The organism is Maritalea mobilis (assembly GCF_019800885.1).
GTDB lineage: Bacteria > Pseudomonadota > Alphaproteobacteria > Rhodobacterales > Rhodobacteraceae > Roseibacterium > Roseibacterium beibuensis.
In genome coordinates this window covers 230,835-257,012 of record NZ_JAHVKE010000002.1, presented here as the reverse complement: position 1 = coordinate 257,012, position 26,178 = coordinate 230,835, and the positions used below count along the sequence as shown (strand labels likewise).

Here is a 26,178-nt window from a genome sequence, read left to right as displayed (position 1 = left end):
CTTTGAATGAAGTCCAATTCGCCAATGCCCGACGAGGCCCAAATTCAGAATTACGATGTGGTCCTGCTGGCGGACATGGCGCGGTCAAGCGATGCCGGGTTGCGTTTGCGCCATGAGATGCTGGCCTTGCGCAGCCAGGGGTATCGCGTCGGCTTGGTCAACCTTGCGCCAGCGGACGGTCGCAAACCCATTCTTCCAGATATTTCCTTGTGCATTCGCGAAGGGCTGGCCGACCCCCTCACGCCAGGGGCAGAGCTTCGCGCGAAACTGGCGGTCGTCTACTCCCCCGGCCTGATAAAAGAGCCCGTCAAAGACCTTGCGGGCTTCAAGGCCGACAAGGTCGTTCTGGTTCTGGATCGCGCGCCAAATCTGGGCCAGATGGGGCTATGGCTGAGCTTCAATGTTGGACAGATGATCCTTGCGCCGACCAACCGGTGGGTGCGCGCAAAACTGGACGAGTTGCAGCTACCGATCGAGATCGAGGAAGAAGACTGGCGCTCCGTCGCACGCGCAATCCGACCGGCAAGTGACCACCGCCCCACGGCGCGGACTCGGGTCCTGGGGCGGATCAGCGCCCCCGGCGGCGCTCAATGGCCGACGACGGCAAAAGAAATCGCCGCCACCTATCCCAACGATGCATCCCTTGATTTTCGCGTCATCGGCCCCCCGCCATCCGAGGTCGTTGCCAAAAGCAAGGTCACCAAGCATTGGTCAGTCCTAGGCGCGGCGGACACGACGGTCGCACGGTTCCTGGAGCCGCTCGACGTCTTCTTGTACTTTCCCAGCGCATTGACCCCGGAATTCCCGGAAGCCGCGATCGCAACAGCCATGGCTTCGGGTAAGCTTGTCGTTCTTCCGCCCCGGTTTTCACCGCATTTCGGGCCCGGTGTGCTGTATTGCGAACCCGAGACCGCCCTCGCAGAGATCGAGCAGATTTTCGAAGACGAAGATGAGCTGGACAACCTGCGCGAACAGGCGCGCAGCTATGCTGCCCTGCTGTTCGGGCAAGACACCTATCTTCGGCGCATTGCCCGCCTCATCGGACGCCCTGCAGCCGAGGCGCCTCGGCAGGCGCCGCAAGCCAAGAAATCAACGGTTCTCTTTGTGCCCTCGAATGGCGTCGGTTTGGGCCACGCGACCCGACTTTTGGCCATCGCTCGTCGCATGGGCGATGGGATCGAGCCCATTTTCCTGGGGTTTGGGCAAGCTACCGGAGTGCTCGAGTCCTTCGGATACACCGCGGAGTATTGCCCGTCCTACTCGGATATCGGGGCGGAGATCGCCGACTGGGACGAGTGGCTGCGCTACGAGCTTGGCGACGCGCTGGAGCGCCATGACCCCGCCGCCGTCATCTATGATGGGAACCACCCGACACCCGGCCTTGTGCATGCCGCGCTGGCGCGCGGGGACTGCCGGCTTGCCTGGGTCAGGCGTGGCATGTGCCCCGAGAAGCCATCCCCCTACTTGGAAAACTCGCGCTTCTTCGACTGCATCATCGAACCAGGCGAACTGGCGACCGAATACGACACCGGTCCCACCGCACTCAGGCGGCACGAAAGCGTCTCGGTCGCGCCGATCCGCCTTCTGGACAAGGAAGAGCTGCTGTCGCGCGACGAGGCGCGCGCAAAGCTGAACCTGTCGGGCGACAAGCCCGCGGTGTTGGTGCAACTCGGGGCGGGCGCGAACCGCGACATCCTCGATCTTACGGACCGTATCGTCACCGAGTTGCAACGGTTCGACGGTGTGCAGATCGTCATCGCGGAATGGACGAACACGGCCGTGCGCATGCCGCACTGGCCGGGGACGAAGCTGCTCAGGGGGTTCCCGATCAGCCAGGTCTTCAATGCGTTCGATTTCTCCGTCTCCGCGGCCGGCTACAACACCTATCACGAAGTCGCGGCCTTCGGGTTGCCGACCATCTTTGTCGCGAACCGCCATCCGTCGATGGACGATCAAGGCGCGCGCGCGGAGTTCGCACAAGACAACGGCTTTGGGTTCGACCTTCGGGAAGAGGAGATGCACCTCTTTCCGTCGCTTTGCGAAGCAATGCTGAATGCTAGGGCCAACGCGTTCCTCAGGCAGGCCAGCCGAAAGTTCGAGACAGAAAACGGCGCTGACGAGGCCGCGCGCATCCTTTCGCAAATGGTGTTGGGCCAATGACGAAGTCAGAAAAATCGGGCAAAACACCCGCCGCCAAACCATCGCCGCACAGCTTCCAGACGACCGGCGTCTACTACAAGCTGGCCGAGAAAGCGTCGGAAGAGCACGTGGTCGAGATCGGGTGGTCCAGCGCCCGCACCCCCGCCCCCGTCCGCGCCCACGAGCTGGTGCCCGAGGATCTGGCCGCCGCATGGCCCACCTGGCCACATCCCAGAAAGGCCCTGACCCCGAGAACCGGGAACAACAGCCCCCAGCCGATCGGCAGCGTGGGTGTGATGTTCGTGGCCCTGTTCGGCCTGAACGCCGAACAGATCGCCGGCGCAACCGCCAGCATCCAGCGGCGTTATCGCACCGCTCGGAACTTCCGCCCCCTGTTTCTGACCGACAATCCCGACACGTCCGCCTTCCGTCACGCCGGGCTGACTTATGAGTACTTTCCGAAATCGGTCTTTGGCGGCGAGGATCGGATTGCCCTGTTCGAGGCACGCTTTCAGCGCCTCTGGCGCAAATGGCGCGGGAGCATGCTCATCGATTTCAGCAAGGCAGGCTTTCTGTCACAGCGGCTTTCAACCTACGGAGAGCTTATCGACCGGGAAACGGCGCCGGAGAACCGCTATGACCCCCGCAAGGCCCGGCCCGCGCCGCCCAAACCCGCGCCGACGGACGTCATCGCGCTGCAAGCGGCCTATCGCGCCAGCGGGCTCGATCAGGAGCCAGACAATTTCGTGCTCTACCGGATCATCGGCAACGATCTTCCGCCCCGGCACGAGCTTGGCCAGACACTTCGCAACGTCCAGTTCATCCTTGAGAACGAACCACCCCTGAAACTGTGCGAAAAGCGCTGGGTCGTGAACAGGATTGCCGACCCGGACCAGGAAGCCGCGGTCATCGCGCTGTTGGAACGACACGGTCAGCCGTACCTGCACATCCCGTTCGTGTTGGAGGATTATGCCGAAACGGATTGGGACCTGTGCAGTTTCCCTGACCCGGCCTTCTTCCTGCATGGCCGATATGACCGGATGACCGAGTATGACCAGAAGCGCGCCGAGGCGCATGCCCAGCGCTTCAAGAACAACTATGTCATCAACAATAACGGGGCCCGAAACGCGGCGCTGCGCGACGGGCGTGACCGTGCGAAATGGGTCCTGCCGTGGGACGGAAACTGTTTCCTGACCGATGCGGCCTGGGACGCGATCGTCGAGGGCGTGACGACCCGCCCCTACCTCAAGTATTTCACCGTCCCGATGTCGCGCACGCTCGACAATGCGGACCTGCTGGACCCGCACTACAGCCCCGAAGCTGATGAGGAACCGCAGATCCTCTTCCGGCGCGACAGCGAGGAAGAGTTCAACGAGGCTTTCTATTACGGGCGCCGGCCCAAGGTCGAACTCTTCTATCGGCTGGCCATTCCGGGAAAATGGGACGCATGGGCAGATGATGCCTGGGACCTTCCGCGCGCCGATCGCTCGCCCGATGCCGGCACGACAGGACAAACCGGCTGGGTCGCACGGCTGTTTTCAGGCCAGACCCAGTTGGAAGCCGACAAGATCACCGGCCTGAGATCACGGGGCGAGGCGCGGATCAGCGCGATTTCCCAGATGCTCGAACGCCTCGATATCGAGGCGATGCAGCTGATCTATGATCCCGCGACCCTGGTGGCCTACGACGAAGAGGTGGTGAAGGCCCTGGCCATGGCCGACCCGAAAGCGCCCGAACATCGCGTGCGCGACCGGTTGCTGGCCGAAGCAGAACTTGCGCTGCAACGCGGGCCCTACTCGGTCACGCAAAAGACGACGGTCGCCCCCAGCGGTGACCCGCATGACTATTATCACCCGGCGCCCTACTGGTGGCCCAACCCGGCGACCTCGAACGGGATGCCGTTCATCTTCCGGGATGGCGAGCGCATTCCCGGAACGCGCCTCTATGAACCCGACAGCGCACGATACGACCGCACCCGGCTACAGCAGCTGTTCGACGACACCACCACGCTTAGCCTGGCTTGGTTGGCGTCGGGTCGCGAGGCCTATATCGCGCACGCGGCCCAACTGATCCGAACATGGTTCCTGGATCCTGCGACGCGGATGAACCCGCACCTGCTGTATGCGCAGATCCGATCACAGACGATGAGGGATATCGGGTCGAAGTCGGGCCTCATCGAAATGAAGGACCTCTACTATTTCCTCGATGCCGTGCGCCTCGTGGAACGGGCTGGAAAGCTTGCGGATGCTGAAAAGGAGGCGTTCCGCGCGTGGCTGAGAGAGTATGTCGAGTGGCTGCAAACCAGCGACCAAGGGGTGGCCGAACATGACACCTCGAACAACCACGGCACCTGCTACGATTTGCAGGTCGGATCGATCGCGGCGTTCCTCGGCGATGCGGCCCTGTTGCAAAAGACCTTCTTCACCAGTCGTGAACGCATCCTCGAACAATTCACCAAGGATGGTCAGCAACCACACGAGATGAAGCGGACCCAGACGGCGCATTATTGCTGCTTCAACCTGCAAAGCTGGGTGAACCTCGCGTCGCTGGCCGATGCGTGCGGTCACGCGCTCTGGACGTTCGAAGGCCCGGACGGGCGAGGAATGGCAAAAGCCTTCGACTGGCTGCTTCCGCTTTTGGCGCAGGCGACGTGGAAATACCAACAGATCGAGCCCTTTGATCGTGGCCGCTTTCTTCCGCTGTTCTACGCCGCGCGCGCCGCTGCCGGTCGTTCCGGGGGCGCGCAGCTTTCGGACCCCATGCAGGCCCGGCCCCTGTTCTTTCCCCATGACGGGATCAAGCCGTTCTGGATGCTGGGCAGAACGCCGTCCAAGACGGGCGATACCGGCGCGTGGAAAACTCTGGCCGGCAAGCTGCGCAGGCTGGAGCCGTCAGCGTTCGAGATGGTCGCGGGAACAAAAGGCGCCTCGCGCGAGGAACGCGACGTTCCGACATTGGACAAGAAACTATGGGGCGGGTTCTCGGCCAACGCCATCGACGCGCTGGAAACCGTTCGCGACGACCCGAAATCGACCGAGCCAGAGGTCAACCGGGCAGCGCGCATTCTGGCGCGATGGCATTTTACCCATGGCGATTTCGCCGAGACGCTCGCGAATGTCGACCGGATCGGAGAGCTGGGGCCAAACGGCGATCGCGAACGGTCGCTTCTGAGGGCCTATTGCCTGCAGAAGCTGGGCCGCACGGACGAGGCAGCCGGACTTCTTCGCGAACTTTTGCGCATTTTTCCGAAAGATACCGGCCTTTGCCTTGCGATGGCGGGCATCGACACCGCCACCGAAGGTGATCCTCGGACCCTGGGCTTTTCGGCCTGGATCAACAGGGCATACAAGAACGCCGGCCTGCCCGATTTCCTTGCAGAGGACGCGGACGCGGTACTGTCCCTGCGTCAGACCGTGCAACAAAGCGCCACCCGGTCCGACGGCCACCACCGAACCGGGTCGGTTGTCAGCGTGATCGTTCCCATAGATGCGCCGTCACCAAGCCTGCCCCTGTCGCTCAAGTCGCTGCGTCTGCAAAGCTGGCCGCATTTCGAGGTGATCATCGTCGACCACTCCGGGGACCCCGACATCAGAGGGGCGATCACGGACGCGATTGGCGACGACCCGCGTTTCCTGCAAGTTCACCTTCCAGCCACGACCCCGTCATTCGAAGCCCGGAACATCGCCCTCACCCATGCCACCGGCCGCTACGTGACCGTGCAGAACCCGACGGACATCGCCCACCCGGCCCGCCTCGAACTTCAGGTGACCGCCCTTGAGGACGAGGACGTCCCAGCCGTTGTCGTGCAGCGCGCTTGCGTGACGAAGGAGGCGCAGTTGTTGGGCGGCTGGTTCCCCAATTTCTCCCTCGTTGGCCCCGATCGCGACAGCCTGATGCTGTCGACCGAGCGTCTCAGGGATTACGGGGGCTGGGACAATGCAGCGGTTCATCCCGAGAATTACCTCATCTGGCGCCTGAAACATGTGGAGGGCAAGGACGCCGTCGAAACCGTGCAACCCGGCGTGCCGATCATCTTGACCTTGGCAGACTCCAACTTCGACGACCCAACACATCTGGAGTTTCCATACGGTCCCCGTCGAGACAGGCTGAGGGCGTTGCTGCGCGCCGCCCGCAATTTGGCGTTAGAAAGTGACGAGGCGAAGCCGCCCGCTGCCATTTCCTTCCCCACGTTGTCAGCGGAGGAAAAGCTGGATTGCGCCCTCGTCGGCGATTTCTCGAAGGGTGCAACAGCCATAGACGAGCTTCGCGCCTTCGTTGCAGCGCGGGTCGCCAATGGCGAGAAGGTCGGGCTGTTCAATTGGCCGGACTATCACAGCACGTGGCGCGAAGATCTGGACCCCGAGATCGCCGAGATGGTCGATGGCGGTCAGGTGGCTCAGATCAGCGCGTTCTCCCGCGTCGCGACAACGCGGCTTATCCTGTGCAATCCCTATGTCATCCACAACCAGGTCGACGGGTTGCCCAAGTTCGACGTGGATGAATTCCAGGTTCTGGGCGACCCCGGCCTGAACTTGGCAGAGTTCCACACAGGCGTGCGGCGCATCATGCCGACGAAGGAAGAGATCCAATCGGTCTTCGACTTCGAGTTCTCGTGGCGCGCGCTCTGATGATTCTTTTTTAAGCCCGATTCGACGCCGCAGGTAGGGTTTTCCCGCATCAAAAGAACTTTCTGACCGCCCGCAGCATGGCAGGGCGCCGTCCCGTACTGTTGATATTTGGTATGGCGAAATAGCAGCACACCTATATGTTGCATAACCTGGCCAAATTCGACGACCGGACGAGAAAGTGTCGAAACTATGGCATTTTTTTGAAATTGGCGGTAACGTCGCGGTGTTACGTGTGGATAGGTATCAATTTTTTTCATGGGATCGTAAGCATTTCGATCCGGCTTGACGCAGGGATGAATTATGGGACGCAAAATCTCTACGCTTACAGCTTTGGCTGTCTTGGGCGCTGCGATCAGCTCACCGATTCCTGGCGAATCCCAAGAAGTCGGCTCCGAGTTTTGTGAAATCTATGACGAGATGGATCGTGCCGCATTGCAGGCGGAACTTTCCGTATTGCTGGACGAAGATCCCGCCAACGTGTGTGTGGACTACATCGTCAGCCTTCTTGGCGAAGCGCCGGTGGCAGAGGTCGTACCTACCGACCCCTACTAGGCAGACTTGCAGAATAGTAAAAAGAACCCCCGCAAACGCGGGGGTTCTTTTGTTTTTTACCCTCGTCCTTCCGAACCATTGTGGCGGCCGGTATCAGTCCAGGGCCTCAAGCCAATCAACGGAACGTGCCGGCAGTCTGGGCGCCGTCAACAAACGGCCATTCTGCCAGCTGTCGCGCGGTGTTTCGGCGCCAAACAGGAAGCGAATGCCAAGTCCAAAGGTCAGGTCAGAAAGATCCACGTCGCCAACACTGATTTCGTAGAAATCCCTGCGGGCAAAATAGGTGACTTCAAGCGGAATTCCCGTCGGCAGGACAGTCTCGCCAGACAGACCGATTGAGTGGAAATTGCCCGAGTCATCGCCACCATTGAGGAAACTGTCGGCCGAAGCGCTTTCATACTCAAAGGTGATCACCGTACTATCAAGCGGGAACCATGTCACGCCAGCGCGAACAAACCGCGCGTCACGGAACCCTTCAGGGTCTCCGGTTGATTGATCGGGCGGGAACTCAAAAGTATCCCCAAGCCCGGCTTGGCCGAACACCATGAAATCATCACCCAAGAAGTACTGAGCCTCGATGCCGCCGTAGATGGTTTCATAAGGCTCCCGTTGCAGATCGTCGGTCACGAGCGCGGACCGGGAATATGCGGCAAACCCGCCGACACGAAGATCCGGTGTGACGATATGAGAGTAGTGCAGCGCAACCCGCATCTCGCGTTCCGGGTTATCCTCGTCGAAATCCGCTTGGCTTTCGTCCCAGTCAGCATAGCCGAAATACCCTTCGGCCCCGAAGAACCCCATATCGTAAACCGGGAAGGAGTATTGCCCTTCGATGTAGAAAGGCATGTAGGAGACATTGCTATCGGGAGAGCGGTTCTCGACAACCTCTCCGTAAGTCAGCCCACCACCAATATAACCCACTCCGTTACCGAAGTCCTGCGCAGTGGCAGATGTAGCGGCAACGACCAGCGCAGATACAGGAACGAACAGTTGCTTCAGCATCGGCCTCAATCCTCCTGAAAGGTACCCACTCGATACCAAATCAGGCTCATAAGAACACGACATATTGGGGCTAAACTGCGCATTCCCTCAACAGGTGTGGTCCGGCAACACTATGGGGGCTATTTCGCGTTGTAGGAGACCATCTGGAGTGCTTGCGCTGAAGTCGAAAGCGGCTGCTGGTCACACAAGGAAATCGAAATCCGATGCCATGAGGTCATCCGCCCCGATCGTGATCGCATGCGTTCCGGACGGCGCGCCATAGAACGCGGAGAGATCTATGGTCGTATCTCCACCATTAACGGACACGAGGGCATCTGCCCCGTCAAGGATACCGTTGCCATTGGTATCAAGGTCTCCGAACGTCGAGAGGTCGGATCCGAAACCTTCAAATACTACAAGGTCTTCACCCTGATCGAAGTCGTCGATCATATCTTGATCGAACCCGATATCCGCCCGGAAGATGAACACATCTTCATCATTGCCGCCGACAAGAATGTCGGCTCCGGCACCCGCGATCAGGGTATCCTGGCCGTCATCTCCCTTCAGATGATCATCGCCCTCGCCATCGATCAGGAGATCGTTGCCCTTGTCGCCGCGCAGTTCATCGTTCCCGGCGCCGCCGATCACCGTGTCGTCGCCACCCTCGCCATTGACACGATCATCGCCATCACCGCCATCGACCCAGTCAGCGCCATCGCCGCCGCGCGCGTCGTCTTTACCCGCTCCGCCGAAAATCTGGTCTGCGCCTTCGTCGCCATCCAGCTTGTCGGCACCGTCGCCACCCAACAGCGTATCGTTGTCCCGACCGCCGGAGAGGTCGTCATCGCCGTCGCCGCCGTCGAGCACGTCGTTCCCGGCCTCACCTTCAAGGTCATCGTCGCCCAGACCGCCCATGATCAGGTCGTCGCCCTCACCTCCGCGTGCGTCGTCCTCGCCCGCTCCACCGAAAATCTGGTCCGAGCCGTCGTCGCCTCGCAGCTTGTCGGCGCCGTCGCCACCCAACAGCGTGTCGTTGTTCTGACCGCCAGAGAGCTCGTCATCGCCGTCGCCGCCGTCGAGCAAGTCGTTCCCGGCGTTCCCCTCAAGGTCATCCTCGCCCAAGCCGCCGACAAGCAGGTCGTCACCATCGCCGCCGCGCAGGTCGTCCCGCCCATCCATGCCCCACAGTTCATCGTGCCCGGCACCACCGCGTAGGTCGTCGTCGCCATCACCACCGATCAGGCTATCGTTGCCGGAGCCCCCCCAGAGCTCGTCCGCGCCAGAGCCTCCGTCCAGCAGGTCGTCACCGCCCTCGCCAAACAGCTTGTCGCTCCCTCCGTAACCGACGATGACATCGTTTTCGGCGTAGCCGTAGATACGGTCCGAACCATCCGTCCCTTCAAGCAGGTTTTCGGGCTCAGGCTCAGGCTCAGGCTCAGGCTCAGGCTCAGGCTCAGGCTCAGGCTCAGGCTCAGGCTCAGGCTCAGGCTCAGGCTCAGGCTCAGGCTCAGGCTCAGGCTCAGGCTCAGGCTCAGGGATGGGGTCCGGAACCGGCTCGGGGTCAAGCCCTTCCATCCAACTCCCGTCGAAAAGACCGAGGGCATCCGCACCCCAGAACAACTCGGCTTCCGCCGACCTGTCCCGAAGCCAGTCGTCACGGTCGAAATCGTTTCCAAAGAACCCGATCGCGTCGGAGAACCATGGCTCGTGGAACTTCGACGAGTCGTCGATCTTGATGAGCGCGCCGCTGCCGCCGATCGTGTTGTCGGCCACCAGAACGTGGGTCGCCCCGATCAGGCGGATGGCCGAGTTCCCTGAATCCGTAATCGTGTTGCCGGACACAAGGACATTGGTCGCCTCATAGGCCAATCCCGCTTCGAGGAAGCCCGGAGGGTAGGAGTCCAGGTTGGTGTATCCTCCAACCTCGATTGCATTGTGGCCAGAGCCTGAAATCACGTTCTCCAGGATCGCGATGTTGCTCGAGCCGCCTTTCACCATGATGCCGACATAGCTGAGGTCGGTCAGTGTGTTGCCCTCGATCACCGCGTTCTCGACGCCGACGAAATCAATGCCGGATTCGTTACCCGACCCACCCTCGATGGTATTGCCGAGGATCTGGATATCGCTCGATTTGCTGACCTTGATACCGTCGCCTTCGCCCTTGAAGATCGTACTGTTCGCGATGACGATGTTGCTTGCCGGGTCCGTATTTCCGTCGACGGCGTGGATGTGGACAGCGGGCCGATCGCCCGTGTCGCTGCCATGCACTTCAAAGCCATCGATCACGATGTAATCGCTGCCGTCGATCTGGATCGTGGAGTCGGTATCATCGGCCGGGCGAATGATGGCTGCGCCCGGTCCATCCGCCGACACCAGCGTGATTGGGGCGCCGTCTTGGCCGCTCACCGAAATCTCGATGTTTTCTTCATAGGTGCCCGCAGCGACCTTGATCACGGCACCGGGGCCGGCGACATCAAGCGCGGCCTGGATGCTGGAATACGGATTTTCGGGCGATCCATCGCCACCGTCTGCCGCATCGGCAGAAACCCAGATCTCTTGCGCCAATCTTCACCCTCCGAAATGCCAAAAGGGGTGATATTCTGGAAATGCGAAATTCTTGTGCCGAACCTGTGGCACGCGCGTGCCCGCTGGCAACGAAAGCTCGCATCGTGTGACATGAAAATCGACGTATTGCCGCTTGTGCTGGCAGAACGCCCGTTTTTGTCGCGGCTCACAAACGAAGGCGGGATCGCCGCAGCCCTGCAGCCGGATCCGCCTGTTGCGACCTTCAACTTGGCGGCACGTCGGAGAGCGGCATGAAGTAGAGGCTGAGATAACCGCCCAAACTTCGATTGTAGAACGGCCTGCGACCATCCATCAGCGCCGCAGCACGCGGATCGCCGGTACGGGCAAAGTAAGGTTCGAGCCACACAAGGAACTGTCCATCCCCTTCGTGGGGGAGGATCTGTTCGTCGAAAACCCCGTATCGCTGCACCAGCACCGGGTCGAGCAACATATCGAGCGCCACATCGATCAACTGCTGCAACCTCACGCCATCGACTTCGATCTCGTAGGCTGCAATGCCCTGCCGTTCCATCATCTCGGCGATCATGACGAGGTACATGACCGCGAAATTCTGGTAGTGCACCGCGCGGCGGCCCCGGATGATCTCGAACGGCAGGTGCCCGTCATCCTCGGCCTGCCAAAGCGCGCCAAGAAACGCCCGGACCGCGTAACCGAACAACGCTTCATCTTCGGTCATGATGCCGATCGACATGGCGTAGACGGCCCGCCGGTACAGGTGATTGTTGCAACAGGACGTGGCGGGAAGGCCGGAGATGCCGGAATGCCGCCGCGCTAACTCCAACAGCCAGGCATCCACCTCGCGGAGGTCGTCAGCCCGGCTTTCGGCGACCGCCGGTCGCACGGCCATCAGGGCGAGCGATGCGCTGAACATTGTGCTTTCAGTGGTATACCACGCCTGTCTATCCTCGGTCGAATAGTCGAAATCCAGCAAGGCATCGGCTCTTGCCCAGTTCAACAGCACGTCAACGATGCAATTCGCATGGTACCCGTCGCCGATCACCACTTCGGCTGCGGCCAGCCCGCTCATCGTATCCTCGAATGTCAGGAACACCTCGACCATGCGCCGCCACGAGGCGTTGTCGACGTAGAAACCGGGAAGGATGATCGTGTGATCCAGCACGGGCAGGGCCAAGGCCGCCTGGCAACTCTCCCCCATCCGGTGATGGTCGATCCAGTCCAGAAGCATGGGATCGCGCGTTCTGGAAAGTGCGTCACGCCGGCTATCCACGTCGAAATATCCCGCAAGCGGGTCGGTTACCGTGTACCCGGATGTATCGTTGAGAACGAAGTTGGCGTATGCCTCCTCGGCCGTCAGCGCGCGCGCAGGTTGGGCCGTGACGGCCGCAGCGACCGCGAAGAACGCCGATATGAAAGCGCGCAGATGGCTCATTGGTCAGCTGCGGCAAGACCAAAGCCTAACAGCTCGGTTCGGCGAATTGCGACTTGCATGGGTTGGCCGATCATCCCGGGGTCAAGGGCCTCGTCGATGGACAACATGACCGACGCCACGGTCGGTTCCTGCCTCAGCCACTGCGGAAATCCGACGCGCGGCTGCTGGCGCGGATCAAGTGTGATCCGCTCGACGCGGGCCGGGATGGTTCGCCCCGTCGCTTCGTCGGTCACGACGGCGGACTGGCCGATATGGACATCTTCGATCTGAGACACATGAACCAGGGCCTCGACCCGCAGCGCCTCGCTTTCGGTGCGCGCGAGGACGGCAACCGTGTCCCCGGGGACGACCCATGCGCCATCTTCCTGAAACCAGCTGACCATGCAGTCGCAAGGCGAGAACCCTTGCAACTCGGCAATCCGCAACTGGAGGGCGCGCAATTCGCCCTCTGCCAGCGCCAGCGCCCGACGCACTTCGGCTGGCGAACTGAACGGAATGCCCGCGGGCGACAGCGCCAAGACCTCGGGGTCGTTCTGCATCTCTTCGTTGATTTCGGTGAGGTAATCTATCTGTGCCACAAGAGAGGCTTCCTCACTGGACAGTTCCGCCGAGGAGATCTCGTAGATCGGGTCATCCCTCTGAAGGATCTGCCCGACGGCTTCGATCGGCGTGCGCACCTGCCCCATATCCGCGCTGATCATCTCGACTTTGGGCGCCGTGATGGTGGCGAAACTTGCGTTGATCAGCACGAAGCGCTCGTAAAGGGCTGTGCCGATGAAGGCGAACGTCCCGACGATCACCCCGACAGACAGACCCATCCCGACCACGCGGCGCCATTTCAGCCTTGCATCCTCGGGGGCCGGTTCATCTTTCTTTTCGTTCAGTGTCTGAGGATCCTGGTTTTCCAACAGGTCGCTGGGGCTTGCGACATACCCGGCGTGGTAGCTTCGCGAAATTCGGCGCAACGCCTCGCGCGTTTGACGCGACATGTCGCGGAAAGCGAAGCGAATGACCCGGTCTTCCCGGTCTTCGATAATCTCGATCACCTCGGCGAGCACGGTCACCTCACACACGAACCCGTACAAGGAAATCCTGAGCCGGACTTCGGTCCTGGTGCCGACATCAATCGCAAATTCATCGCCCTCGCGCTGCCACGACGGCGCGTGGTGAGCGTCGAATTCTTCCAGCGACAGGGAATGGCCATCGAGGATCACATCGTTGAGCACAACGAAGAAAGGCAGCTGTATCGCGTGGTACAGTGTTGAACTGCGCTTGATGGTCTGGATGCCTTTGTGATCCGGCGCTTGGTGCTGTTTCGTCTCTAATGTCATTCCGCCAACCTGGTAATGCTGCCTGTCGCGCCGTTCGGCGCATGAAATCCCAAAGCTCTCAGGGCATCAAAACGCGCCGCTTCGCTGGCGGCGCTGAGTTGCCCGGTGAACAATCCTATTCCGACAATGAAGACCGAGAGCGCAGCGGCATGCAGAAGCGTGCCGCTGAGCGCTTTCGCGGCCCGACCAGAGCCGTCCCGCTGGATGGATTGCCGCGTCCAACTCTGGCGGTCGAGATGAAAGAGCAGTTTGCTCTTCATCATCGCGCCCCAGATCTGGTTGTAATACATGAGAAACGGCCAGATCGGGGAGATCCGGCCGTAATTCGACGCAGCCGCAAGGCTCATCACGGTGCGCGTGAAGATGGCCCAGGCGAAATAGTAGACAATGAAGACCGGCGAGAGGAAGATCGCGAGCAGAACCGTTGCAACCGGGCCCGCCAGCGAGGACCAGATGGAAACACGCTGATCCACGAGGGCCCACCAGACGAAGAAGCCAAGCCTCGGGGCGCCTAACGCGATCGCCCGGCCATTCGCGCGCAGCATGTTCCCGAACCAGCGATGCATCAGCTTGGTCGAGGCCGGAAAGAACCGGCCGGGCGGCGGAAGCTCTTCCAGCCCGTAGGTCACCACGTCGGGAACATAGAGCATCTTTCCACGGGTCTTGAGCACGTGGAACCAGGTGCTTTTGTCGTCGCCAGTCAGGAACTTGATCTCGCCCAGACGCCAGTGCCAGATCCGGTCATCCTCGACCTGCGCGATGAACTCGCGGGACGTGGCGATATCGGTGCGAAAGAAAGAGCATCGCCCGGTCAGGACAAGTAGCGTTTTCGACAAGGCCATCGAGGCCATCAGGGTATGCCGCTGCGCCAGCCGAAGGATATACCAGTTCTTCGTGAGGTAGGTGCCCTGGACGATCGCATCATTGTTCGTCGTCGCCGCGGCAAGCCCGGGGTCCGCGGCAAAGAAGGGCAAGACGCGCGCGATCGCGCCATCGCCCAGCACCGTGTCGCCATCCATCAGGATCGTGACAGAGCGGTCCGGCGGGGCATCACGCGCCACGACGCGCAGCCCTTCCCCGATTGCCGAGCGCTTACCGTCCCCCTTTTGGAATTGGGCAACGATCTCAACGCTATCGGGGCACCCGGCGGCCGTATACACCCGATACAAAAGCCGCCGGTCCCTGTCCGTCGTAATCGAGGCCACGATGGTGGTCGGCACGCCGCTTTGGACGGCCGCATCGATGAGCGACGTGTAGCATTTCACGAACACGTCCTCGTCGATGTTGTAAGATAAAACCACGGCATAGAGATGCTGGAGCGGGGTCGCGTTCCGCTCTGCAGCCGCTCTCAACCTTGGAAAGACGCGCTTGAGAAAAATGCGCGAGCGGACCTGATGGATGGTCCACCAGGCGTAGCGCCAACTGGCAACGATGCCGATCGTAGTGAAGAAGAGCTCAGAAGAGGCCGGACGAGGCATGGAGAGTGCCATGTACCACACGGCAACGGTGACCGAGGTGTAGATCGCCCACCATCGAAGGGATGCCTGTACATCACGCATATCCCTTGCAGCGCCAGCCATATGCACCCACCAGAAAATGGCTTAAGAAAAATCTTACTCCACCGTACAACGGCGGCAGCGATTCCCGAACCAATTTGGACCTTGAGCAGCCATCGACCGGCGCAGCATCCCCCTTGAACTGCCGCCGGCGCCGCCTGCCTAAAATTTGGGCTGATCATGAAGCCAACCAAGATTTGATCCCTGCTACGCGCGGTTTGCCCACCGGGAATAAGTCGCAGGGTGCCTGGGCGAGTCGAATTCGGAACGCGCCTGCAAGGCTAACCGATAGCGCGCGCCGCAAATGGCCTGCTCCGAGGGTTCTTGAGCTTGCTCCGACAAACCCGGAAACCAGCCCGCCGCGAACAGCCCTCGTCGCGCCGCGCAGAAAACATGGGCCGAGAGTATCGATCCGATCCCATTCGGGGCACGCGCATTATGCGTCGGCGCACAGGACGCGCCGGCGAAATCAGCTTGCTTTCACCCGAGCCAGGTCGAGCGACACTTGCATGACGTCCTCGAGGAATTCGGTGAATTCGCCCGAGAGGTCATCGCGCTCCAGCGCAACCGCTACCGTGGCCATGAGAAACCCGATCTTGGAGCCACAGTCGAACCGCGTCCCGCGGAAGCGGTAGCCATAGACCGGACGGCCCTCGTCGATCTCGCGGGCGATGGCATCGGTCAATTGAATCTCGCCACCGACGCCGGTCGATGTCTTCCCGAGGTTCTTCATCACGTCGGGCGACAGGACATAGCGCCCGATCACGGCAAGGTTTGACGGCGCCACATCCGCGTCGGGTTTTTCGACAAGCCCCTTCACGGACACGACATGCCCCATGTCCTCCTGAATATCGAGCACACCATAGGACGAAGTCTTTTCAGGCGGCACTTCCATCGCCGCAACGATCGACCCGCCTGTTTCCCGATGCGCTTCGATCATCTGCTTGAGACAAGGCGTCTCGCCGCGGATGATGTCATCGGGCAGAATGACCGCGAATGGCTCGTCGGACAGAAGCCTGCGGGCACACCAAACGGCATGACCCAGACCCTTGGCCTGGTGTTGCCGGATATAGGCAATCGCACCCGAGTCCATGTTGGTCGACTTGAGCGTTTCCAGCAGCTCGGTCTTGCCTTTCTTGCGGAGCGTCTGGGCAAGCTCGGGCGAGTGGTCGAAGTAATCCTCGAGCGCGCTCTTGCCGCGGCTGGTCACGAAGATGAACTCCTCGATACCGGCAGCGCGCGCTTCGTCGATGGCATACTGGATCAACGGCCGATCGACGAGGGTCATGATTTCCTTGGGAATGGATTTGGTGGCTGGCAGGAAACGCGTTCCCAAGCCAGCCACCGGGAAAATTGCTTTGGTAACTTTTTTCGTCATCAAAGGTCGCTCCGTTAATAATGCGTTAACCGTTACATGATTCGCGAAACATTCCGATTCATTTGTGGATCATGGCTTTCCATGAGATGGCTCCCAGGAAAAAAGCGCCCCCAATGAAAACGGCGCAAGTAACTGTATAGAAAACAAAAAGAACTCTGGCTTGAGAGGCCGCGGCTACCGTCCCGTTTCCGCGTTGGAAAAAGTCATTCCATTAACTCGATAGTAATTTTTTGTTTCCAGAATGAAAACGATTCATTTCGATATGGTGAACAGAAATCTTATTCCGTAACAGCTTAGGATTTATCGAGGCGATGAACTCACAACGCAACCATCGGGCCTTGGATGGCTCAATTTCCGTCGGATCAGCACTCTTGTGCCGCGCAGCCCATGCCAAGACGGGTTGGATGACGCACCCGTAAGCGCGACCGCCGCCCATCCGTCGCGGCGCGGCCTTGGTCGCAACATGCGTTGCCAGACCAGGTCGTTCCCCGGATGTCGTCAATCCATTGGAGTCGCAAAGTCCACGCATCAAGCGTGGGGCGCGACTCGCCCAACATGACACTCAAGTAGACGACATGTGAATTTTTTAATAAGATTTTGTGACGCTCGCTGCGAGGAACGCTATTTTTCCTCGGACAAGCATTTGGAGACCCAGATTTGAAACCTGATTTCATCTTCGTAGGCCCGCATAAAAGCGGTACCACTTGGATCGACAACTACCTGCGAAGCCGTGGCGATGTGCAACTTCCGGTTGCGCTCGGCAAGGAGACCTTTTTCTTCGACAAGCTCTACCACAAGGGCTGGGACTGGTACTCGGGCACCTTCGGTGAGCGTTCGAGCGATCACAAGATATGCGTCGAAGTCGCGCCGTCGCTGTTGGACAAACCGGAGGCTATCGAACGGGTCGCGAAGGATCTCCCGGACGTGACCATTATCGCGACCCTGCGCAATCCGATCGATCGGGCCATCGCGCACTACTTCCACTACCTCAAAGGCGGTGAGCCCGACCGAGGCTTTCGCTGGATGGCCGAACACCACCCGGCCATGATCGAAAATGGATTGTACTATCGAAACCTGAACTGGTGGGCCGAAGCGCTGGGGCGTGATCAGATCAAGCTGCTCAATTATCACGATCTGAACGACAGCCCGTCGGGCTACGTGTCCAGCATCTGCAAAGTGCTGGACCTACCAGAAGTTCAGCCAAGTGACGATGTTCTCTATGCCCGGATAAACGAGGATGGCGACCCCCGGGTGCGGTTCCTCGCCAAAATCGCCCGGCGAAGCGCGCGCACTCTGCGCCTTGCCGGGGTGCATTGGTTGGTCAACGCGGTGCGACAGCCAGCAGTCAGGCGCGCTGTCTACGGCCCGCCTCCGGCCAAAGAAAAGCGGGAGCGCATCCGAGAGGAGGCGAACACTTATTTCTATGACCTGTTCTTCGAGGATTTTTCAAAGCTAGACGATGCTTACGGGTTCGACACATCGGCTTGGCGTGTGCCCAAACCGGCAAGCGAGAATGCCGAAGCAGAGTGTGAGCAACCGCTGACAAAAGCCGCGGCCGGATAACGGACCCGGGCTGACAGGTCTGCAAGGCTTTTACCGAATCGGCTCCGTTCCTCTAGGCGGAGACGTGGAGTCACCAGACTGTCGAAAAGCGCCGTCCCTAAGCTGCTTGTCTTCCAACACATGGATCACAAGGTGTGGGTCACGGTCGCGTCAAAGGGACCGCGAAGCATACTGATCGGGGATGGCTTGATCGATCACGCCTCCAGATGAGGTATTGCCAGGATGTTGGCGTTGGACAAAGCCGCATGCCAGGGCACGTGAGGTTGGTGGCAACGACTTGTGACTTTACAACAGCGACCAAAACGCGCTCGTGTCAGGGTGCAAGTAGCTTCTCATACAATGACCTGAAAGCCACCATATCCAAACCACCTTTATTTCATGTTCTCTTGCCACCGTTCCGGCCTGCCTTGCGTGTCTGTACGAGAGTTTTCGGCACAACGGTCAAGAAGTGCCGAAAAAACCATCAGGCCAGGTATGGCCGGCGCAATTCGATCATTGTGCAGGTCGATGGATGGACGGATGGCCCCATTCTGCCGCATTTTAAGGGGGATGCGGGAAAACAGCGTCGCAAGACACCTGCCGATTTGATGAAAGATTTTTCGGGGACACATGAACAAGGCCCACACGCATCTATCTGAAACCAGGATGCATCGTGCCGCTCGGGGCGTTGAGAGCCGGGTGATCCATTTCTACCTGCCCTCGTTCGAGGGGGGCGGAGCAGAGCGTTTTTTTGTCCGACTGGCGAACCACATCGCATCGCGGGGTATTCCGGTCCACCTTGTCGTGAACAATGACAACGGGCCGGTCAAAGAGCTGCTTTCGAAGGAGGTTGGCCTCCATGTTCTTGGCGGTCGCAAGGCCATTCTCTGCCTGCCAAAGCTGGTCGCGCACCTGAAGGCGACGCGGGCACCGACCCTGATCTCGGCGCTAACCCGCACGAACATCGCGGCCTTGATCGCCGCCCGTGTTGCGCGAACGGGAACGCGGGTCATCGTGTGCGAACGGAACCAGTACACGGCCTTGTTGCGCGAGATGGACCCGCTGCGGCGCGTCGCGATGAATGCACTTGTTCGGAAACTGTATCCCAAAGCACATGCCGTGATCGGAAACACCGATCTGGTGACCCGAGATATAGCCGAGGTCGCTGGCCTATCCGCGGAGGCGACCGGCGTCATCCATAATGCGGCTCCCGACTCGGCGCAGTTGGACGAGGCGCGCGCCGCGCCGCCCGACCACCCCTGGTTTCACGATGGAAAGCCCACGGCCATCGCCATCGGACGTTTGATGCCACAAAAGGACTACGCAACAATGCTCCGTGCCGTTGCTCAGTCCGGCGATGATCTGCGCCTTGTTGTTCTTGGCGAAGGTCCAGAACGGCAGAACCTCGAAGACCTGGCCAGAGAGCTCGGCATAGAAGATCGCGTCGATTTCCTCGGGTTCCGCATGGATCGGTTCAGCTATCTCGTGGCCGCCGATCTCTTCCTCATGAGTTCCGTGACCGAGGGTTTCCCGAATGCGTTGATCGAAGCGGTCGCGGCGGGCATCCCTTCGATCTCGACGGATTGCCTCGGCGGCGGCGCGCGGGAGATCCTCGGCCGGGAATTTCCTGACCGCATCACACCGATTGGGAACCCCGCGGCCATGGCAACGGCCATTCGCATGGTGATCGACACCCAAGATGCGGGATCTCTTGAACTGCAATCCGAACGGATCGCGCGCATTGCTAAACGATACCAGATGTCCGAGGTTGCTGACGCCTTTCTAGCGAGAGCTTGGGAATGAAGAACCCCTTGCGCACCATAGAATACGCCATCGCGATGTTCGGATTGTTCTTCATGTCCGGGTCGCTGACGTCGACCCTGACACCGGAAGGCTCGGAAACGGCCCCGATGGTGCAAATCCTTGGTGCGTCGCTCGGCCTTTTCGGTGGCATCGCCCTGCTGACCATCAAGGGATCAATCGCGCGCATTTTCACAGTCTACTGGGCGTCGATCCTGCCCGTGTTGTTCGCACTTGCCACCCTGGCCTGGACGGCTGCCCCGGACCTGACCTTGCGCCGTGTCGGCAGCCTCGGGCTGACCACGGCCTTTGCGTTCTGGCTCGCCTTCCGCTTTTCGCCGAAACAACTGTTTCACCTTGCGGTCATGGCATCGGCGGTGATCGTGCTGGCCAATTTTGCCAACATACTGCTCAACCCGGCAAAGGGCATCCATCAAGCCTACGACGAGATAGCGGCACATCATGCCGGCAGTTGGCGGGGGCTTTTCGGTCACAAGAACGACTTTGGCCGCGTGATCTCGCTGACCGCATCGATCCTGATCTTGGGGTTCGTTTTCGGCACCGGCGGCCGATATGGCCGTTGGCTCATGCTGCCAATATTCGCAATCGCGGGACTGATGGTGTTGCGATCCAACTCATCGCAGGCCGTGCTGCTCGCCGCGACGGTTCCCGTTGGCATCGCGCTGCTTCTTGCCATGCGGCGCATGTCGCCCGCGGGACGTTCCCTGTTGATCCTCATGGCCCTCCCCGTTGCGGTGACTTCGGCGGTTTCGGCGCAACTCATCTTTGAATATACGCTGCACCTCCTTGGGCGGGACGCGACCCTCACGGGCCGAACCGTCATTTGGGAGGGGGTCATTGTCGCTCTTGGCGGCACAAGTGTCGCGGGCGGTGGATACGGCGCCGGTTGGATCATCATCGGCCCGCGGCTTACAGCCTTGACCGGGGCAGATGTCGGGCACGCGCACAACGGCTTTCTCGATCTGTTGGTGGATGTCGGCTATATCGGCGTCGGCCTGACACTGTTTTTCATGGCATGGCTGGGGGCCAAGGCGTTCGGAAACCTGATGCGCGACGCCAAACCCGAACTTTCCGCACTTGCGCTGACCTTGGTCCTCTTTTCCCTGATCGGGAACGTGGCCGGCTCATTCCTCCTGGAGCACAACAGCATCTATTGGGTGCTTCTGGTCGCGGCATTTGCAAAGCTGCGCGACGCACCGGATGGAGAGCTTCTGACACATCGGTTTGCGACACACCCCTACCCTTACCCCTCTCGCTACCCTTCCATGATTTATCGATCGAATGTGCATGAAAACTGATCGTAGTCTTGGACCCGACACCTCTGCGATGCCGCGCATCGCGCCGGGCACGCGCGTGGCATTCCTCATCAATTCGATGGAGGGCGGGGGCGCCGAGCGAGCGATGGCAAACCTGCTTGGGCATTTGCTGCCGCACTTGGATGATTGCGAAATCGAACTGATCCTGCTGGACGATCTTCCCCGGAAGCAAACGCTGCCGGACGGCCTCAAGATCACCACCCTGGATGGCAAGCAGAAGATGGCACGCAGCCTGCTCCAGCTTCATCGCTATTGGTCGTCAAACGGCCCGCACCCAGAGGTCTGCATCAGCTTTCTTGCGCGCGCCAATGTCATCAATGTCCTGCTTGCCTACCGTTTCGGCCACAAGACCATCATCAGCGAGCGCGTGAACACATCCAGCCATATTGCCGGGTCCCGCGCAGAGCCCTTGTTGGCTTGGATCACGAAGCGCACCTATTCGAAAGCTGACCATGTCATACCGGTCAGCGGCGGCGTTGCGGACGATCTGGCCGGACGCTTCGATGTGCCAAGATCGCGCATGTCGGTCATCGGGAACCCGATTGATGCCGAACGCCTGAAGACCCTGGCCCAACAGCCGCCTGCAATCGATCTGCCCGAGGACTATTTTCTTGGCGTTGGCCGGCTGGTGCCCAACAAGAATTTCAGCCTGCTCATTGATGCATTCGCGCAGTCAGGAACCGTGTCGTCGCTGGTGCTGCTCGGTCAGGGACCTGAGCTGGAGGAACTGAGGGAAAAGGCCACGCAGCTCAGGGTTGCGGACCGGGTGCTTTTTGCGGGTTTCGTAGAAAATCCCTATCCGATCATGGCCCGCGCACGCGCTCTGGTCTCCGCCTCGCGCGCCGAGGGCTTCCCGAACACTCTTATCGAAGCGATGTCTGTCGGATGCCCCGTGGTCGCGACGGACTGCCCCTCGGGCCCCGCAGAAGTCCTGGACAGTGTGCCTGCGCGTCATGCCCCCTGGCCCGATGGGGCATGCGGATTACTGGTGCCGATGGAAGATCGCACGGCCATGGCGGAGGCGATCAAACTGCTAGGGGACCCTGCCACGCGGGAGCGCTACGCCTCGAAGGCATCGGCCCGAGCCGCGGATTTCGGGCATGACGCCGTCACCAAAGCCTATCTCGCCCTGATCGCTTCGATGACAGGAGAGGCCTGCCGCGCGATAGACTAGAAATTCTCCGTTAAGATACCGACCGAATCATGCAACGGTCTCTTGATGTAATTTAAGGACGTAGGACTATGACACTAGCCCGTATGATGGCCCGAGGATTTTACGCAGGCTTCGCCTTGTGGCTCTTGGTTGGCACGGCCGCAATGGCGCAGGAGCGCTATCTTATCGGCCCCGGCGACAGGCTGAGCGTCACTTTCTTGGCCAACCCCACATATGACAGGCAAGTGCAGGTCGGCATTGATGGCGCCGTCCACCTTCCGCTTCTCGGGGAACTCAATGTGAGCGGCCAAACCATCAACGAATTGCGGGAACAGATCCCCAGCTTGATGACCGGCGCGGTGTATCGGGAACGCGTGAATGGTGAATACCTCCTGGTCTCGATCGAGCCCGAGGAAGTGCTGATCGACGTCGTGGAGTATCGTCCCGTCTATTTTGACGGTGCGATCAACAGCCCAGGGCAACAGTCTTTCCAGATTGGCATGACGGTGCGCCAGGGGATTGCCGCAGCATCCGGGCTTGCGATTGCAGATCAAGGGTCGATTTCAGGATCAGAACTGCGGAACCACCCAAGGGTTCTGATGGCCGATCTAATCGGACTGCTTGCGGAAATGGCGGTGCATGAGGCCATCCTCGCAGGTAGCGATGAACTGGACCTGTCCGACCTCGAGGCGCTCAATGCGCCTGCCGATCTAATCGAGGAGGCGATCGCGCTTGCGCGTAGCCAGGTCCAGACGTCAGGAGACATCCTGAGCGAAGAAATCACCTTTCTCGACACTTCCGTGCAAGAGGCAGAAGCGCGGGTCATCGCGGCGCTTCGTCATGAAGAGACCATGACCGAAATCGCAGAAACCGAGGCCGCCGAGGTTGAGCGTGTCGAAGGACTCGTCGCGCGGCGCATCGTGTCGAGTGAATTGCTGACAACGACGCGCCGCCTGTATCTGCAAGCGATCGAGCGGCTCGGAGATGTGCAGGCCGAGCGATTGGAAGCGGAAGCCTCGCGTCGTGAACTGGTCCTCGAACGGAACCAGGCCATGCGTGAGCGCGCGCTTGAAATTCAGGCGCGTTTGCAGGAGCTGTCTCAACAAGTGGCTCAGTTGCGGGTCCGGATCGAGCTGAGTTCGGCAGTCCCAACCACCATGGCCCTTGACGAAACGCCCACGACCGTTCCGCGCATCATCATTTTCCGCCAAATCGGTGGGCAATCCCAAGAGATCGAGGCACGGCCGGAAACCCTGCTGTTACCCGGCGATGTCGTGAATGTTAGTCTCCGAAACTGAAAGGGACTTTGCACGCTTGGGGCAGTAGTTCCACTTCAGGTTAAACTGTATTGGTATGCGTATTCATGTCGCGATTTTCTGGCAGTGATGTTTCCGGGGCCGGTCGACCTATGCCTGGCCCCAAGGAGAGGTTGAATGAACAATAATAATTCTGGCGCGAAACAAAGTGGTTTTCGCCAGGTTCCGACGCTCATGATTGGCGGTGATGACGGGCGCGAATTTGGCCGCTCTTCATCTGCGCCCCTCTTCGATTTCAGATCGGTCCGGCGTCTGCTGCGTCGGCATCGGTTTTTCATTGCCATCGTATGTGCAATCTGCGTCGCCGCCACCGTGGTCCTGGACCGCCTGACCCCAACGGTCTACTCGGCCTCGACACGCATCCTGCTGGACGAACAGGTCATCAACCCGTTTGGCCGAGATGAGATTTTCTCCGACCTGAGCCTCAGCAACCCTGCTGTGGAAAGCCAGATGCAGGTCATGCGATCGCCTTACCTGCTGTCGCGCGCGGTGGATCGACTGGAACTCGGCGAAAACGAAGAGTTCATGGCACCTGCCACCACCGACCTCGCCCAAGGCATTCGACGGCTGAGAGACCGCGTATTCCCGATGTTCGCTGAGGAACCGCCTGAAACCACACCGGCCGAGCGGTTTCAAATGGCCGTGGAAAGACTGGGCGACAACCTTCGCGTCACGCGCAACGCGCAGACCCTGGTCATCCGGCTTCAATACACCGCCAGTTCCCCGGAACTGGCGGCCGAGATCGTGAACGCGGTCGCGCAGACTTACATCGACAACCGCCTTGGCGTGCGCCAGGAAACCGCGCAGCGGGCCGCCGAGTGGTTCGACGAGCGCATGGCAGAGTTGAACGTCCGGGCGCTGGAAGTCGAGCAGCGCATGGAACGGATGAGCGGCGGGGGTGGTGATGCGCTGGATGCCTCGGAAACGGCCGCAAGCTTGCAGCGGGCCCGGCAAGAGTTGCAGAACGCACTGGCGGAACGCGCGCGCGCTCAGACAGATGTCTTGCGGCTCCGGGCATTGGTCGAGAGTGGCCGCGGGCTGAGGGGCGTGCCGTCGAGCCTCGAGTCAGACGCGTTGCAAACCCTCATCGAAGAGGCAGACGCGGTGCGGGCCGAGCTTGCCCTGGCGCTTCAGGCGTCGCCAACCGACCGGGCGCAGGTCGAGAGCCTGACCGATCGGGTCGAGTCGCTCGAAGCGGCGGGCGCGGCTGTCATGAACGGATTGCTGCAAAACGCGGAGGCCCGCGCGACCGAGGCCGAGACAAATGTACAAACCGCGCAGGCCATCTTTGACGAAGCACGCGACTCCAGCGGCGGGAGCGTCACGAACGCGATCGATGTCGAACTACGCTCGCTTGAGGGCGAGGCGCGGATCTACCGTGAACTCAATGAACGATATCTTCAAAGCTACCTGGAGGTCGTTCAACAGCAAAGCTTCCCCTCGACCGAGGCGACCATCATCGAAACCGCGCTCCCTCCAGAATACCCCGACGGCGCAAGCCTCAGGGAACTGGGACTGCTTGCGTTCCTCGTGGGGATATCGCTCGGGGCCGGCGGGGCGTTCCTGCGCGAGTCGATGGATGGAAGCATTCGCACCACCTCGCAACTTGCCAAGAGCGCGCGCGCGCCAGTCCTGGGGCTCTTGCCAGCCGCCACGTCCGACGAAGACGAGGACCAGGAGAACAGCGCGCAACGACGTTTGCCGGCAATCAGCGTGCCCAACCGTCGGATCAACTACTCTCACGAGGTGATTGCGCTGCCGGAAAACAGGGTTTCGCTCACGAAAACCGCGCCCCAGATCTATGCCACGATCTCGTCCCCTCTCTCGGCATATTCCGAAGCGATCCGCCGCGTGAATGTCGAAGCCGAAAACATGCGCTCCCTTATGGCAGGGGACAAAGCGCTTTACCCGAAGTGTATCGGGTTCATTTCCGACCGTCCAAGCCAAGGCCGGTCCGTTGCAGCCGCAAACTACGCCGAAATGCTCGCGGTCGGTGGCGGGCGCACGCTGCTGATCGACATGGACTGGACTGGCCTTTACTTGACGGAGTGTATCAGCCCCGCGGCGCATTTCGGCCTCGCGGAACTTACCGCGGCCACGTCGTCGATCGAGTCGAACGAAGCCTTCTGGTACGATGAGCGGACATCGCTCTATTTCATGCCCAACCGTTCGATGGACAAGGAAGCCACCGTCGATCCGGGTGTGTTCGACCAAGCGAAGCTCAAGTCGCTGCTGCATGCACTGACCGACAAGTTCGACAACGTGGTCCTCGACATATCACCGCTAGCTCATTCGTCCGATGCTGCCGGATTCAGCGATGTGGTGCTTGGCTACGTGGCTATTGCCGACTGGGGCGTCACGCGATCGGACTCCCTCGCCAAGGAGTTGCGACGCGCGGCCATCTTCCCACCGAAGCTCTTGGGAACCCTGATGAATGGAGTCTCGCAGCAGGAGTTGGATGAATACGAAACCGCTGTATGACACCGAAC

General features: G+C 60.3%; 15 protein-coding genes. 9 read left to right on the top strand and 6 right to left on the bottom strand.

The genetic code is table 11. The features are described 5' to 3' along the window. Positions 1-24 precede the first annotated feature (24 nt). The 3 genes from KUV65_RS09940 (at position 25) to KUV65_RS09930 (ending at position 7,319) form a co-directional block, all read left to right on the top strand. Positions 25-2,160, top strand: coding sequence for a glycosyltransferase (locus KUV65_RS09940; protein WP_222190122.1), 2,136 nt, complete (start codon positions 25-27; stop codon positions 2,158-2,160). Continuing rightward, on the top strand, positions 2,157-6,767 hold the full coding sequence (locus KUV65_RS09935) for an alginate lyase family protein (RefSeq protein ID WP_222190117.1): 4,611 nt from the start codon (positions 2,157-2,159) through the stop codon (positions 6,765-6,767). The genes KUV65_RS09940 and KUV65_RS09935 overlap by 4 nt, the downstream gene beginning before the upstream one ends. A 300-nt stretch (positions 6,768-7,067) precedes the next feature. Further along, positions 7,068-7,319: a hypothetical protein gene (locus tag KUV65_RS09930; protein WP_222190116.1), complete on the top strand. Its 252-nt coding sequence runs from the start codon at positions 7,068-7,070 to the stop codon at positions 7,317-7,319. A 93-nt stretch (positions 7,320-7,412) separates the two neighbouring features. Here the strand turns inward: KUV65_RS09930 and KUV65_RS09925 are convergent, their stop codons facing one another. From KUV65_RS09925 to galU, 6 genes are all read right to left on the bottom strand, one after another. Next, positions 7,413-8,321, bottom strand: a complete 909-nt coding sequence (locus KUV65_RS09925; protein WP_222190115.1) for a hypothetical protein — start codon at positions 8,319-8,321, stop codon at positions 7,413-7,415. Between the two features lie 180 nt (positions 8,322-8,501). Then, on the bottom strand, positions 8,502-10,865 hold the full coding sequence (locus KUV65_RS09920; protein WP_222190114.1) for a right-handed parallel beta-helix repeat-containing protein: 2,364 nt from the start codon (positions 10,863-10,865) through the stop codon (positions 8,502-8,504). A 223-nt stretch (positions 10,866-11,088) separates the two neighbouring features. Beyond that, complete coding sequence (locus KUV65_RS09915) at positions 11,089-12,276, bottom strand: alginate lyase family protein (RefSeq protein WP_222190113.1); 1,188 nt, start codon at positions 12,274-12,276, stop codon at positions 11,089-11,091. Next, complete coding sequence (locus KUV65_RS09910) at positions 12,273-13,607, bottom strand: HlyD family efflux transporter periplasmic adaptor subunit (protein WP_222190112.1); 1,335 nt, start codon at positions 13,605-13,607, stop codon at positions 12,273-12,275. The genes KUV65_RS09915 and KUV65_RS09910 overlap by 4 nt, the downstream gene beginning before the upstream one ends. Beyond that, complete coding sequence (locus tag KUV65_RS09905) at positions 13,604-15,166, bottom strand: glycosyltransferase (RefSeq protein WP_222190111.1); 1,563 nt, start codon at positions 15,164-15,166, stop codon at positions 13,604-13,606. Before KUV65_RS09905 ends, KUV65_RS09910 begins: the two co-directional genes overlap by 4 nt. A gap of 466 nt (positions 15,167-15,632) precedes the next feature. Continuing rightward, entirely contained in the window at positions 15,633-16,541 is a 909-nt protein-coding gene (gene galU, locus KUV65_RS09900) for a UTP--glucose-1-phosphate uridylyltransferase GalU (protein ID WP_222190110.1), read from the bottom strand. Positions 16,542-17,198: 657 nt separating this feature from the next. Between galU and KUV65_RS09895 the strand changes: the two genes are divergently transcribed. From KUV65_RS09895 to KUV65_RS09870, 6 genes are all read left to right on the top strand, one after another. After that, on the top strand, positions 17,199-18,104 hold the full coding sequence (locus tag KUV65_RS09895; RefSeq protein WP_222190109.1) for a sulfotransferase family protein: 906 nt from the start codon (positions 17,199-17,201) through the stop codon (positions 18,102-18,104). 609 nt (positions 18,105-18,713) lie between these two features. Continuing rightward, positions 18,714-19,886: a glycosyltransferase gene (locus KUV65_RS09890; protein WP_308124605.1), complete on the top strand. Its 1,173-nt coding sequence runs from the start codon at positions 18,714-18,716 to the stop codon at positions 19,884-19,886. A gap of 221 nt (positions 19,887-20,107) precedes the next feature. Beyond that, positions 20,108-21,202 (top strand): O-antigen ligase family protein, encoded by a 1,095-nt coding sequence (locus KUV65_RS09885; protein ID WP_222190106.1) that lies wholly within the window; start codon positions 20,108-20,110, stop codon positions 21,200-21,202. Continuing rightward, entirely contained in the window at positions 21,192-22,394 is a 1,203-nt protein-coding gene (locus tag KUV65_RS09880) for a glycosyltransferase (protein WP_222190104.1), read from the top strand. Before KUV65_RS09885 ends, KUV65_RS09880 begins: the two co-directional genes overlap by 11 nt. 68 nt (positions 22,395-22,462) lie before the next feature. Further along, entirely contained in the window at positions 22,463-23,671 is a 1,209-nt protein-coding gene (locus tag KUV65_RS09875; RefSeq protein ID WP_222190101.1) for a polysaccharide biosynthesis/export family protein, read from the top strand. Positions 23,672-23,806: 135 nt separating this feature from the next. Continuing rightward, the gene (locus KUV65_RS09870; RefSeq protein ID WP_374107069.1) at positions 23,807-26,170 is read left to right on the top strand and encodes an exopolysaccharide transport family protein; all 2,364 of its coding nucleotides are present in this window, start codon (positions 23,807-23,809) and stop codon (positions 26,168-26,170) included. Positions 26,171-26,178: the final 8 nt, after the last annotated feature.

Excerpts from the sequence above, each read along its gene's own strand:
- KUV65_RS09940 (WP_222190122.1), top strand. The coding sequence starts at position 25 with ATGCCCGACGAGGCCCAAATTCAGAATTACGATGTGGTCCTGCTGGCG.
- KUV65_RS09935 (WP_222190117.1), top strand. The coding sequence starts at position 2,157 with ATGACGAAGTCAGAAAAATCGGGCAAAACACCCGCCGCCAAACCATCG.
- KUV65_RS09930 (WP_222190116.1), top strand. The coding sequence starts at position 7,068 with ATGGGACGCAAAATCTCTACGCTTACAGCTTTGGCTGTCTTGGGCGCT.
- KUV65_RS09925 (WP_222190115.1), bottom strand. The coding sequence starts at position 8,321 with ATGCTGAAGCAACTGTTCGTTCCTGTATCTGCGCTGGTCGTTGCCGCT.
- KUV65_RS09915 (WP_222190113.1), bottom strand. The coding sequence starts at position 12,276 with ATGAGCCATCTGCGCGCTTTCATATCGGCGTTCTTCGCGGTCGCTGCG.
- KUV65_RS09910 (WP_222190112.1), bottom strand. The coding sequence starts at position 13,607 with ATGACATTAGAGACGAAACAGCACCAAGCGCCGGATCACAAAGGCATC.
- KUV65_RS09905 (WP_222190111.1), bottom strand. The coding sequence starts at position 15,166 with ATGCGTGATGTACAGGCATCCCTTCGATGGTGGGCGATCTACACCTCG.
- galU (WP_222190110.1), bottom strand. The coding sequence starts at position 16,541 with ATGACGAAAAAAGTTACCAAAGCAATTTTCCCGGTGGCTGGCTTGGGA.
- KUV65_RS09890 (WP_308124605.1), top strand. The coding sequence starts at position 18,714 with ATGAACAAGGCCCACACGCATCTATCTGAAACCAGGATGCATCGTGCC.
- KUV65_RS09880 (WP_222190104.1), top strand. The coding sequence starts at position 21,192 with ATGAAAACTGATCGTAGTCTTGGACCCGACACCTCTGCGATGCCGCGC.
- KUV65_RS09875 (WP_222190101.1), top strand. The coding sequence starts at position 22,463 with ATGACACTAGCCCGTATGATGGCCCGAGGATTTTACGCAGGCTTCGCC.
- KUV65_RS09870 (WP_374107069.1), top strand. The coding sequence starts at position 23,807 with ATGAACAATAATAATTCTGGCGCGAAACAAAGTGGTTTTCGCCAGGTT.